This window comes from Rhodococcus sp. DN22, assembly GCF_036669995.1.
GTDB lineage: Bacteria > Actinomycetota > Actinomycetes > Mycobacteriales > Mycobacteriaceae > Rhodococcus_F > Rhodococcus_F erythropolis.
In genome coordinates this window covers 98,354-110,671 of sequence record NZ_CP133326.1, presented here as the reverse complement: position 1 = coordinate 110,671, position 12,318 = coordinate 98,354, and the positions used below count along the sequence as shown (strand labels likewise).

At 63.3% G+C, this 12,318-nt stretch carries 11 protein-coding genes; 6 read left to right on the top strand and 5 right to left on the bottom strand.

All coding sequences use genetic code 11. The features are described 5' to 3' along the window. Positions 1–3 precede the first annotated feature (3 nt). Positions 4–579, top strand: a complete 576-nt coding sequence (locus RA302_RS00440) for a hypothetical protein (protein ID WP_225320221.1) — start codon at positions 4–6, stop codon at positions 577–579. Positions 580–589: 10 nt separating this feature from the next. Here RA302_RS00440 and RA302_RS00435 read toward each other — a convergent pair whose 3' ends face one another. The 3 genes from RA302_RS00435 to RA302_RS00425 are packed head-to-tail and all read right to left on the bottom strand — an operon-like array spanning position 590 to position 3,960. Beyond that, positions 590–1,525 (bottom strand): tyrosine-protein phosphatase, encoded by a 936-nt coding sequence (locus RA302_RS00435; RefSeq protein ID WP_166501585.1) that lies wholly within the window; start codon positions 1,523–1,525, stop codon positions 590–592. A 51-nt stretch (positions 1,526–1,576) separates the two neighbouring features. Further along, positions 1,577–2,740 carry a hypothetical protein gene (locus RA302_RS00430; protein ID WP_020968030.1) on the bottom strand — a complete coding sequence of 388 codons (1,164 nt, stop codon included), beginning with the start codon at positions 2,738–2,740 and terminating at the stop codon, positions 1,577–1,579. After that, a complete protein-coding gene (locus RA302_RS00425) occupies positions 2,737–3,960 on the bottom strand; it encodes a phosphotransferase family protein (protein WP_166501584.1) in 1,224 nt (407 codons plus the stop codon). Before RA302_RS00425 ends, RA302_RS00430 begins: the two co-directional genes overlap by 4 nt. Before the next feature lie 124 nt (positions 3,961–4,084). Between RA302_RS00425 and RA302_RS00420 the strand changes: the two genes are divergently transcribed. Beyond that, positions 4,085–4,705, top strand: a complete 621-nt coding sequence (locus tag RA302_RS00420) for a TetR/AcrR family transcriptional regulator (protein WP_166501583.1) — start codon at positions 4,085–4,087, stop codon at positions 4,703–4,705. On the opposite strand, the gene RA302_RS00415 is transcribed toward RA302_RS00420, so the two are convergent. Continuing rightward, complete coding sequence (locus RA302_RS00415) at positions 4,702–5,688, bottom strand: DUF2332 domain-containing protein (protein ID WP_166501582.1); 987 nt, start codon at positions 5,686–5,688, stop codon at positions 4,702–4,704. The genes RA302_RS00420 and RA302_RS00415 overlap by 4 nt on opposite strands. A gap of 72 nt (positions 5,689–5,760) precedes the next feature. Between RA302_RS00415 and rraA the strand changes: the two genes are divergently transcribed. After that, complete coding sequence (rraA, locus tag RA302_RS00410) at positions 5,761–6,237, top strand: ribonuclease E activity regulator RraA (protein WP_003943552.1); 477 nt, start codon at positions 5,761–5,763, stop codon at positions 6,235–6,237. A 15-nt stretch (positions 6,238–6,252) separates the two neighbouring features. Here rraA and RA302_RS00405 read toward each other — a convergent pair whose 3' ends face one another. Continuing rightward, the gene (locus tag RA302_RS00405) at positions 6,253–6,480 is read right to left on the bottom strand and encodes an RNA-binding S4 domain-containing protein (protein ID WP_003943569.1); all 228 of its coding nucleotides are present in this window, start codon (positions 6,478–6,480) and stop codon (positions 6,253–6,255) included. A gap of 88 nt (positions 6,481–6,568) precedes the next feature. Between RA302_RS00405 and lysX the strand changes: the two genes are divergently transcribed. From lysX to RA302_RS00390, 3 genes are all read left to right on the top strand, one after another. After that, positions 6,569–9,925: a bifunctional lysylphosphatidylglycerol synthetase/lysine--tRNA ligase LysX gene (lysX, locus tag RA302_RS00400; protein ID WP_338478967.1), complete on the top strand. Its 3,357-nt coding sequence runs from the start codon at positions 6,569–6,571 to the stop codon at positions 9,923–9,925. Positions 9,926–9,938: 13 nt separating this feature from the next. Beyond that, positions 9,939–10,829 (top strand): alpha/beta hydrolase, encoded by an 891-nt coding sequence (locus RA302_RS00395; protein ID WP_166501581.1) that lies wholly within the window; start codon positions 9,939–9,941, stop codon positions 10,827–10,829. A gap of 78 nt (positions 10,830–10,907) precedes the next feature. Continuing rightward, positions 10,908–12,317, top strand: a complete 1,410-nt coding sequence (locus RA302_RS00390) for a diguanylate cyclase (protein ID WP_003943555.1) — start codon at positions 10,908–10,910, stop codon at positions 12,315–12,317. Position 12,318 lies beyond the last annotated feature (1 nt).

Below are 12,318 nucleotides of genomic sequence, written 5' to 3'. Positions count from 1 at the left end.
CCGATGACTGACGGTGATCCGGTAACTAAGCGCGGAGGTCCGGCATCCTGGTGGAAGGTGACAGCGATTGTCGCCGCAGTGCTTGTCGCTCTCACATGCGGCGTCATCGTGTGGTCCTTCATGCCGCCGGTTGTGTACTTTCCGTTTTTCGCGCTCGCCGCCTCAGTGTTGCTGGGTTTGGGTGGAGTGTGGTTGATACTCAGCCTGATTGGTTGGATGAAGTACAAAACGCTCCGTTTGAGCACGATCGCGCCGGTGATAGTCCTCGTCACCGGCGCGCTCGTGACCTTGTCCGCCCCTTCGCGTGTTGCGTTTGCATTGTCGAAAGATTCGCTCGAAGCAGTGGCCGCGGATTGCCAGAAGTCGTTGGACAACCAAACAATTGGCGTCTACCGGGTCCTGCAGGTCTGGCCCGTCGGCAACGGGTGCCGCTTCCACATCGAGGGCGGTCTGATCGATTCGATCGGATTGGCGTACTTACCGGACGGCGCACCATATCTCGGCAAGCCCCGCCGCGACGGCGAGATCGGATACCAGGAGTTCGACGGCGACTGGTACTCGTTCGTTCAAGCGTTTTAGCGGCGCGCAACTAGTCGACGAGCTTGGCCTTCAAAAGCGCGATCGTGTCCGGAGTGAGTCCGAGACCTTCGGTGAGATAACCGTCGACGGTTCCGTAATCGCTGGCTATCTGCGCGAGTCCAGCTTCCAGGTACGACGCATCGACACCGAGGGCTGGCTCGAGATTGGTCGCTACCTGCGGGCTCAGGGCCTGAGAGATCTGCGCAAGGATCTTCTCGTTGGTCGCCTGAAGGTAGGTGTTGCTCAACAGATAGTCGTCCATGATCGTCTGGGCGGGGACACCAGCGATGGTCTGCAGCAACATCGCGGTCCAACCCGTGCGGTCCTTGCCTGAAGTGCAATGGAACAACTGCACCCCGTCACCAGCAGCGATGTCCGAGAGAACCTGCTTGAAGCCGGCGCGGCGCACAGGGTCGGTGACAAAACTGCGGTTGGTGTCGACCAAGAACTGCTTGGCCTCTTCCGGCGACTTGATCGTTGTGGCGAGCTGAGTGAGATCCTTGAACTCGATGGGGATGTTCGTGTACGTCACACCGTCCGGGAGCTTGTCCGCGCCACCGATGAACGGGTTGGATATCTCGGTTGAACCGCGGAGGTCATAGGCGTCGGCAAGTCCGAGGCCGGTGAGCGTCGCCTTGTCTGCATCGCTGGTCGCGGTCAGCGCATTGGACCGGTAGATGACGCCGCGCTTGAGGTGCGAGCCGTCGACGGTGGCGTATCCCCTACCGTCATTGCCGGCGACGTCGCGAAAGTTGGCCACGGAGGCCAAGTTCGGTGTCGGCGCGAGCACAGGATCGAGCGAGCCGAGATCGACCGATCCCGTGTTGAGAGAGCCCAAGTCGAGCGGGATGGCCGTGGCGGGAGCGGCAAACAACAGGCCTCCGGTGACAACAAGTGCGGCGGCCTTCGCAGTGCGAGCGAACAACATTCGTGAGCGTGTGGACATGTGGCAGTGTCTCTCTCTGTGGTTTGGGATTTGCGGTTTGGCGAGCTGGAGTTACGGTGCGACGTCACCGATTCCGGTGAACCCGTATCGCTGGTGGGGTCCAATGACTGCTACCTCGAACAGTCCTGTCCCGGTGCGAGTTACGCCGTCTTCTACAAGGGTGAACCGGGCCAAATTGTCGACCGGGCACAGCATCTTCTTCCACGGTTCGATGTCCGAAACCTTCTCTCGCAGGCCCTGAACCACCAGTTCTCCCTGCCACATCCCGTGGCGCCAATCCTGCTCGAGTCCGTAGCCCGTACCGACACCGATGTAGTTGGGCAGAATCGGTTCGCAGGTTATCTCCAGGATGTGGTCGGATTCGCCTGGTGCACCGGGACGCCGGAAGTACAGAGTTCCGCTCTTCACCTCGCGGGTACCGGAAATGAAGGTGAGCTGGTGGTCCGGTCGACCCAACCACTCCGGCTCGCGCGAACGATCCGCCCAGACGCGTGTCGCATCCTCCAGAATTCGGCGTCCCTGCTGATCCTCTTGAACGACCGTGACGACGGTGAAGTCCCCGAATTGCATGATCGAGTAGATCCAGAAGAAGTTCTGACTACCGGCGATCGACGGATCCGCCTTGCGTCCAGGAGGTTCCGCCTCGCCGACCGGTCGAACACCCCAGGATCGATCGCGATTACCCCGCCACGTCTCCGGGGTGACCGGGATGACGTCGCCGTCGACGGTCAGGGATCCGGACCATGTTCCGGTCTGCACGAATCGTTGCGTGTCGAAGGTGACTCGTTCGAGTTGGCGATGGAAATGTCTGGCCTCGAGATTGGCGGGGCCGTCGGACTCGAAGGTGAGGTCGAAGCTCAGGTCCGGCGCTTCGGGACTCGGGTCCAACACCACCCGCAGACGGTGCAGACCCTCGATGATCTCGATCCTCAACGGGCCTACTGACAGGTCCATACGATCGTCACCCAAGGCGCGGGATGCCCGGAAGACGATATGGTCGTCGCCGCGCCGAAGAACCGCAAAGCCGTCGCACACACCGAGATTGGGGTACTGACCGAGACCGATGATGAGAAACAGCGGCTCGCTGTCGCCGTCGACGCCTGCATGGCAGTTGAAGTAGTAGCGGTCGTAGAAGTTTCGATCCGAGGTGCCCACGTGGCGGATAGTCTCGGCGATCTGATGTACCGGGTAGTCGTCGAGCGGGGACAGTGTCATCGTGCATCTCCTGTTGCGACCGACGCTGTTGTGAGCGTGGCTGTAGCGAGCGATTCCCAATAGGTGCCGTCGAGCATGGCTTCGAGCGTCTTGTGGTGCAGGATCATCTCGTCCGGATTGTCGGGGAATTCCGCCTGACCGAAAGCCACTGCGCGACTTTGGACTCGGAACATGATCACCGCATGCCGCAGCGCGGCGTACACGATGTAGAAATCTAGATCCGCAACCTGGTGGCCGGAAAGCGAGCCGTAGACCTCTGCCACGGCCTCGCGACGAAGGAAGTCCGGCATTCCGGGGAGCCCGGCCATGGCAGCGAGATCCTCGAAGAACCTGTGCTGGAAGATCATCCAGCCGAGGTCCAGTTCACGCGGCCCCAGTGTGGCCATCTCCCAGTCGAGGACCGCCGCTGGTTCGAAGTCGCGGTAGATGACATTTCCGATCCGCGAGTCACCCCAGCAGAGCACTGCGGAACCGGCATCGGCGGGAAAGTTCGCTTCGATCCAGTCGAAGCCGCGCTCGATCAACGGAGATCCTGGTCCGTCGGCTGTTGCCCACTCGTAATAGCGTCGCTGGTCCTCGAGGTGCGCGCGAAGAGCTTCTGCCCCAGTCGGTTCGGCACCGCCGCCGCACAACTCGGGGAGAGCGAGGTGTGGATCGGCCATAGCGTGCAACTCCGCCAGCACCTGGACCGATGACTGCTGGAGTCGAGAACAGTCGTCCGCTGAAGCCTCCGAGAGCCAGGATCCGAACGTGTACGGCATGACGTCTGGCGGGATTTCGCCGTCGCGCCGTTCCATCACGAAGAACTCGCCGCCGAGCGCGTCCGGGTTGCTCTCGGACCAGTACACACGCGGGATCGGCACCGACGTGTGGGCTGCGACGGCGCTCATGACCCGAAACTGCTGGTCCAGGTTGTACGACGGGAAGATCGGCACCGCACTGTCTCGCGGAGCGATACGGGCGACCAGGCGATGCTCGGCTCGAATCCCGTCCTCGATCCACGTTGCATCGAACAGCACGGTCTCGTTGGACATGCCGTTCGCGGCGGGCACCTCGACCGAGGTCACGGAAGGTTTCGAGCCTCGCCACAGCACGCTCGCGAGCCAGCCTTCGAGGCTGCGTCGCATCTCTGCCGGGTCGTTGCGGGATTCGCCGGGCCTGGCGAATTCGGCGTAGTCGGGATCTCCGCCTGAGGTTTCTGTTTCGGTTCGAAGGTTCATCACCACTCCTCGTGGTTCGGTGGCGCCGATGCGCACGTGCCGATAGTCGATACAATATGTAACGACTAAAGCCGTGACAGAATGTAACGGCCATCACAGCGATACCGCAAGGGATTTGCCCAAAATGTCCAAAGATTCCGAAACTCAGCACCGCCTGGGCCCGCAGCGAAACCCTGCAATCGACGACGCAGTACTGGACGCGACCAGGCAACTGTTGGAGGAAAAGGGGTACGCCGGCACATCCATCGACGCCATCGCGACGCGCGCGGGAGTCGGGCGTCCAGCCATCTACCGTCGGTGGCCGTCGAAGGCACACATCGTCAACGACGCGATCTACCCCGTGCTCGACGTCGAACAGGGCGCGGACATCGACACCGAACTCGGCGCCGAGGGCACGATCGCGGATCAGATTCGCGCGCTTGTGCAGGGCGCGGTGGCACTGTTCGCCGCTCCCGCCACCCGGGCCGCGGCGCCCGGACTGATGAGCGAAGTGCGAACAAACGCGGAATTACGCGACGTTCTCGTGGTGCGGCAACTGGCCGGAGTCCGCGTCGAGCTGAACCGTCGACTGGAAGCGGCGAGGGAGCGCGGCGACATCCGAAGCGGCGTCGACGCCGACGCTCTTCTCGACATCATGGCGGGCGCGGCCATCTTCGCGATGTCGGTTCGCGACGTCTCGGACCCGGGACCGTTTGCCGATTCTCTTGCCGACATAGTGCTGAACGGCATACTTCCCAGCACCTAACCTGCTCGCGCCGTGCGGGTTTGGTCTAACCAGTCGAGGAACTGCCCATGGCCACCGGCTAGCCCGCGGGGTGTGCCGTCAAGAGAGACAACAAATTTGCCACGGCGCGCCTCTGGTGATGCCGTCAACTGGGCATCGACTTCGGGCAGAACCCCAAGACCTTCGTTGGCTATCCAGTGGCATGGCAAAGCACGAACAGTTTCTGCGAATTCCTCTCTGGCAGTGAGGGTCAGATAGTTGAGGACTGCACTGTGATAGACCACGACCGTTGTGTTCTGTGGCGCACGCCGGACCAGATCGGCAACAGCCGCCGTGAGATCTCCGCGAACCAGATGCGGTGGATCCACACGAGCGAGTGCAGCAGCGTCGCGTAATCGCTGACGGCGATGGTCCTGTTCCGGCCACACAAGACTCTCCAACCATCTCATGTCGTCGGTGTCGCCTACATCGAGTGGGTTCAGGTCGATGCCCGCCCGGTACACCACGTCTGGGACTCTCTCCGGAATCGGCGGACTGCCGGTCGTCGCACACTCCAGCAGAACGGTGGACGGACCATCGACTGGATGCAGATACTTTGTGCCGTCGTAGAGAAAGCTGTAGCGGTCAGGGTAAAGGCACAGGCCCGCCGAAGCACCGACTTCGATGAGGGAGAGCGGGCCCTTCAACAACCCGAGAACGGGAAGCAACACAGCAGCGCGGCCTGCTTCATTGGTCTGGGTAGTCCGGATCCGCGCAAGTTGTTCAACCGCAGACCAGTTCTCTCTCAGCCACCGGCGAAACGACGCATACGGCGCGACCGGTGCACCGAGGTGACGACTCGCCCCGAATATCAGGTTGGGTTGCCTGCGGGGTTCTGGAAGTCGATTGATCAGAGCGAGGACTGCTGGATCCTCCGATACGCCGTTGCCCCATTCCTCGTAGACCTCGGAGTTCCCTCGGGCTTCCACTTCCGCGAACGATCGGTACCAGCGCGATGTGTCCACCGTCGATGTCTACCGGATGCGGCGTAGGTCTGGGAACCCGTGGTCAACTCTCTGCCGACTATCCTGTGGGGCATGACCGAGCCTGTAGCGACCGCTGACCTTGCCGACGAGATCGGACCCGACATCCGTAGCTGCGACACGCAGTTCACCCAGTTCGGTGGACGTGAAGTGTTTGCCGGCCCCATCACGACCATCAAGTGCTTCCAGGACAACCTGCTCGTGAAGCAGACCCTCAGCGAACCGGGCAACGGCGGAGTCCTCGTCGTCGACGGTGACGCGAGCATCCACACCGCCCTGGTCGGCGACATCATTGCCGGCCGCGGCGTCGACAACGGCTGGGCCGGCGTCATCGTCAACGGAGCTGTCCGCGACTCGGCGATCCTGCGCACCCTCGACATCGGCGTCAAGGCGCTGGGCACCAACCCGCGCAAGAGCACTCAGACCGGTTCGGGCGAGAAGAACGTGCCGATCGAAATCGGCGGAGTCACCTTCAACCCCGGCGAGATCGTCTACAGCGACCAGGACGGCGTCGTCGTTCGCGAAAGCTAGTCAGAAGTCGCGGGATCAGGCGGGGGCTTCCACTTTGGCGGCCATCCCGCCGATCTCGACGACATCGCCGTCACGAAGCTGGCGGCCCCGACGATCTTCGACCTCACCGTTGACCGAAACCATGCCGTCGGCGATCACTTCCTTGGCCTCCGCGCCCGATTCGATGAGGTTCGCGAGCTTGAGAAACTGACCGAGCCGAATCATTTCGTCGCGGATGGGTACTGCTGGAATGTTGTCGGTCATGTCAATCATCTTCCTCCTCCCACAAAACTGGACACGACAGACCACACTTAGCGTGAGGATCTGATCGACCGGTAGGAGAGGAAGCTCGATGGCACCATTGACCGAGGTATCGGACACCACTGCAGAGTTGGTGGAATCGCCACCCGAAAATCCGCGCCAGGCGCGGCGATTCCGCAAAGGGCGGTTCAGCCAGGTTCCCCATATCTCGGGATTGATCCTCGGAGTCTTCTCCGTACTGGTGTTCCTGTGGAGCATCTCGCCGGTACTGCGGCACATCCTCCGCGTCCCACGCGAATACATCGACAGCTACTACTTCGACGCACCGGATACGAGCCTGTCGTGGGCGCTCGTCGTCGCCCTGCTCGCCGCGGCCCTCGCGAGCCGCAAGCGCATCGCCTGGTGGCTGCTGACGATCTACCTCGCGCTGATCACCCTCACCAACATCGCCTCCACGATCGTCGACAAGAACCCGAACAACGCCGTCGCCGCTGTCGTTTTGCTTGTCGTGATCGGAATCCTCATCGCCGCGAGGCCCGAGTTCTACACACGCGTACGACGCGGCGCCGGTTGGAAAGCGCTCGGCGTACTGATCGGCGGCATGGCTGTCGCGACCGTGATCGGTTGGGGCCTTGTCGAACTCTTCCCGGGCGACCTGCCGCAGAACCAGCGATTCCTCTGGGCCCTGAACCGCGTCACCGCGGCGGCTTCGGTCGACAACGAGGTGTTCGACGGCCATCCACGCGTCTTCGTCAACACGGTCCTCGGTCTCCTCGGCGCCATCGCACTACTCGCCGCGGTTATGACGCTCTTCCGCGCGCAACGCTCCAACAACGCCCTCACCGGCAACGACGAGTCCGCGATCCGCGGGTTGATCCAGAACTTCGGCGCCGACGACTCCCTCGCTTACTTCGCCACCCGCCGCGACAAGGCCGTCATCTTCGCGCCGAGCGGCAAGGCCGCGATCACCTACCGCGTCGAGATCGGCGTCTGCCTCGCCAGTGGTGATCCCATCGGCGATCCCGAGGCGTGGCCGCACGCCATCGAAGCGTGGCAGGACCTGGCCTCGCAGTACGGCTGGGCGACAGCCGTCATGGGCGCCAGCGAAACCGGGGCGACGGCGTACAAGAAGGCAGGCTTGAGCGTCCTGCAACTCGGCGACGAAGCGATCCTGCGCACCCGCGAGTTCAACCTCAACGGACGCGACATGCGCCCGGTGCGCCAGGCCGTCACCCGCGTCAGGCGCCACGGCGTCACCGTGCGGATGCGACGCCATCGCGACATCCCGCCGGAGGACATGGCGGCCGTCATCATCCGCGCGGACGACTGGCGTGACACCGACACCGAGCGCGGCTTCTCCATGGCACTCGGCCGACTGGGCGATCACCTCGACGGCGACTGCCTCCTCGTCGAAGCCGTCATGGGCGAAGGCACGGAGGACGAAAGCGTCGTCGGCATGCTTTCGCTCGTGCTGTGGGGACCGAACGGCGTTTCGCTCGACCTGATGCGTCGCAAGCCGACGGCACCCAACGGAGTCGTCGAACTGATGGTCTCGGAGTTGGCCACACGTTCGGACGAGATCGGCGTCGTGCGGGTCTCGCTCAACTTCGCCGTCTTCCGCTCGGTGTTCGAGGAAGGATCGCGCATCGGCGCCGGCCCTATCCTCCGCATCTGGCGCTCAGTGCTCGTCTTCTTCTCCCGCTGGTGGCAGCTCGAAGCGCTGTACCGCTCCAACGTGAAGTACCAGCCGGATTGGGAGCCGCGTTTTCTCTGCTTCGAGGACAACCGTGAGCTGCCGCGCGTCGGATTCGCGTCGGCCATCGCCGAAGGCTTTGTGGTTCTGCCCAGTTTCGGACGCAAGTCGAGCCAGGTCGTCAAGCACACCGGAACACATGCGGCGGTGCCGGCAGCTCTGGTGACTTCCGAAGGACTGCACGCCGACGGCAGCCCGCCGGACTCGGCGCCGTCGTTCACGACCAACGGTCCGCGTCGACCCGAGCAGGTCCGCGTGCGCATGAACAAACTCGCGCAACTGGCCGACGAAGGAATCGCCGCCTACCCCGTCGCCTACCCGCCGACGCATACGATCGCAGCCGCAGCGAAGTCGCCGGAGGGCACCCGCGTACGCATCGCGGGACGCCTGCTGAGGGTTCGCGACTACGGCGGAGTCGTGTTCACGGACGTGCGCGACTGGTCCGGCGACATCCAGGTCCTGGTCGACCAGGACAACGTCGGCCGGGAGAAGCTGGCGGAGTTCGCCGCCGAATTCGATCTCGGTGACCTGATCGAAGTGAGCGGAACCATCGGGCGTAGCCGCAAGGGCGAGCTGTCGCTCATCGCCGTCGAGTGGCGCATGAACGGCAAGTGTCTGCACCCGCTGCCGGACAAGTGGAAGGGCCTCTCGGATCCCGAGACCCGAGTCCGCCAGCGGTACCTCGACATCGCCCTCAACCCGAAGGCCCGCGAACTGCTCGAAGCTCGAAGTGCCGTCGTGAAGTCGCTGCGCGATTCACTCGGTGGTCGCGGATACCTCGAAGTCGAGACCCCGATCCTGCAGCAGGTGCACGGCGGCGCGAACGCCGCTCCGTTCCTGACACACATCAACGCGTACAACCTCGACCTCTATCTCCGCATCGCACCCGAGCTGTACCTGAAGCGTTTGTGCGTCGCGGGTATGGAGAAGGTGTTCGAGATCGGCCGCGTGTTCCGCAACGAGGGCGTCGACTTCAAACACAATCCCGAATTCACGATCCTCGAGGCCTACGAGGCGCACAGCGACTACGAGGGCATGATGCGGATGTGCCGCGAGCTCATCCAAGCCGCGGCCGTCGCAGCGTTCGGGCGCGAAATCATCATGCGACCCGGCCCGGACGGCGAATTGGTCGAGGTCGACATCTCCGGCGAGTGGCCGGTGAAGACGATGCACGGCGCCGTCGCCGAAAAGCTTGGTGTCGACGTCTCCCCCGAGACGAGTCTCGAAGACCTGCAGAAGCTGTGCGACGCCAACGAGATCCCGTACCAGTCCAGCTGGGATACCGGCGCCATCGCGCAGGAGATGTACGAGCACCTGGTCGAGGACTACACGGAGTTCCCGACGTTCTACACCAACTTCCCCACCTCGATGTCTCCGCTCACCCGGCCGCATCGCAGCATCCCCGGCGTCGCCGAGAAGTGGGACCTCGTGGCGTGGGGTGTCGAACTGGGAACCGCGTACAGCGAGTTGACCGACCCTGTGGATCAGCGCAACCGGCTCACCGAGCAGTCGATGCTCGCGGCCGGCGGCGATCCAGAAGCGATGGAATTGGACGAGGACTTCCTTCAGGCCCTCGAACACGCGATGCCGCCGACGGGTGGTCTCGGGATGGGCGTCGACCGAATCGTCATGCTGATCACGGGCGGCAGCATCCGCGAGACGCTGGCCTTCCCCCTCGCGAAACCGCGTCAGTAGTCCGGATTCTCACGTGCCGGAATTGTTCCACGTGAAACCACCGGGCGAGATCTTGCAGGTCGGCGAGAGCCGCCTTCATGTTCTTGCCGAGGGCGACGGTCCCGTCGTCGTCCTGTGCGGCGGACTGGCGGGCAACTGGTTCGACTGGGATGACTGCGCGCGTCATCTCCAGTCGGACCACACCGTCGTCCGCTTCGATCGCCCGGGCTTCGGACTCAGCGAGCCTACTTCCGAAGTGCCGACCGTCCGCGGCGAAGCTCAGCGGATCCGCGACGTGCTCGACACTCTGGGATTGGCACGGCCGGCCGTCGTCGTCGGCCACTCCATCGCCGGCTTCTACGTCGAAGGCTTCGCGCGCCTGTTCCCCGATCGGGCGGCGGGGATGCTGCTCCTCGATTCCAGTGCCGAGAAAGAACCGAAACGTCTTTTCCCCCGCGACCTGCTGCTGATCGCCTCCCGGGCCGCCGCGGCTTCGTTCAGCACCACCGGGCTCCAACGACTCCTCGGCACCACGACGCGCAAGATCCTCAACCAGTCCGTGCCGCCGAGCGGGTCGTCCGAAGCCACCCTCGAATGGGTCAGGAAGATCTACCGCGAACCTCATTATCTGGAGGCGGCGATGATCGAATACGTCGCGTACACCGATATGGCGCTGGAGCTCACCGCTTTACGACGCTCGAGCAAGCATCCACTGCCCGACATCGACCTCAGCGTCGTTGCTGCACACACTGGCCACACCACTCCCTGGTCCATCGCCTGGATGGCAAAGCAGCAGAAACTCGCCACCTACCTCGGCGGGAGTTTTCACGTCCTGCGCCCGGCGCATCACCACGCGATGATCGATCAGCCCGAGGAGTTGGCGAACTTGATTCGGCGCCTCACGCAGCCGAACCGTCGGGGATGACACTTAAAGTTACAACTCGGACAGTAGCCGGATCATTGCTAGTCTCGGACAGCTTCTGCTTTCTACGACAGGCTGACCATGGACCGTTCGACACGTCGGGTGCGCTCGTGCCTGATTTTCGTGGCGATCCTCGTTGTCGCCCTGGCGGGCATCGCCGCCCGTCCGCCCGGTTTTCTGTCGACCTTCTGGCCCGCCAACGCGATCCTTCTGGGCATTCTCCTCCGTAACCCGCGCTCGTTTGCGCCGATCGGACTCGCTGTCGGCGGCGCAGCGCTGCTGACGGCGGATCTTGCGACCGGAAGCCCCGTGCAGAGGGCCTTCGAACTGAATGCGATCAATCTGGTCGGCGTCACGACAGGATTGATCGCCGCGAACTTGCTCGGCTGCTTTCCACGGCGAATCTCCGAGACGAAGTACACGGCCAGAATCTTCCTCATCTCGGTTCTGGCGTCGTTCACGGCTGGGTCCGCCAGCGCACTACGCACTCAACTCCACGAAGGAAGCGGTGCGGCAACGGAATTGGTGGGGTGGTTCTTCGCCGACCTGTGTACGTATCTGATCGTGCTGCCGATCGTTCTGTCGGCACCGACGCTCGAACACATTCGAAGAACCTGCGGGCCGTCCGTGCGGCAGAGTCTGCGCTTGAGGCGGCTCGCACAGATCCTGGCACCTCTGGCCGCTCTCCTGGCCTGTCTGCCACTCGCCCTGGAGGTCCAGGGAGCCCTTGCGCTGCTGCTGCCGATGCCGGCGCTCCTGTGGTGCGCAATGCGTGTCTCACTGTTCAGCACTTCGCTCCTGGCAGCCGGATGGAGCGCGTGGGCACTGGTCATGGCGGGTAAGGGACGTCTGGCACTGGCAGATCCGGTGCACCTACTCAGTGAGGGGGTGACCACCCGGATCTCCGTCATCTTGATGGCACTCTCCCCCATCGCCGTAGCCGTCGCCACTGGCGCACAGCGGCGCGCTGAGCGAGAACTCCAACGCATCGCCGAATGCGACGCCCTCACCGGAACGCTGAGTCGCCACGCGTTCTGGACCCAATCGCAGGAACTCCTCGACGCCCAGCACGCGGCGCAACGACCAATCGCCGTCATGATGCTCGATCTCGACCACTTCAAATCGATCAACGACAACCTCGGCCACCTCACCGGCGATTCGGTCCTCGAACAGTTCGGAAACACCCTCCTCGCCGCTACCGAAGGGCTGGGACTCTCCGGCCGACTGGGTGGTGAAGAATTTGCCGTCGCCGCCGCCGACTGCACCTTCGAGGAAGCCATCCAGCTCGCGGAGCGCATCAGAGAGGCGCAAGAGGCCCACGCGCGATCCATTCGCGGTTTCGCGGGAACGGTCAGTATCGGCGTCGCCTGGGCCGATCGCGCGATGCCGGGCATGGAGACTCTGCTCGATATCGCCGACAACGCGATGTACCAGGCAAAACGCGACGGCCGAAACCTCGTGGTGGCGTTCGATCTCTACATGGCAAGGTGAC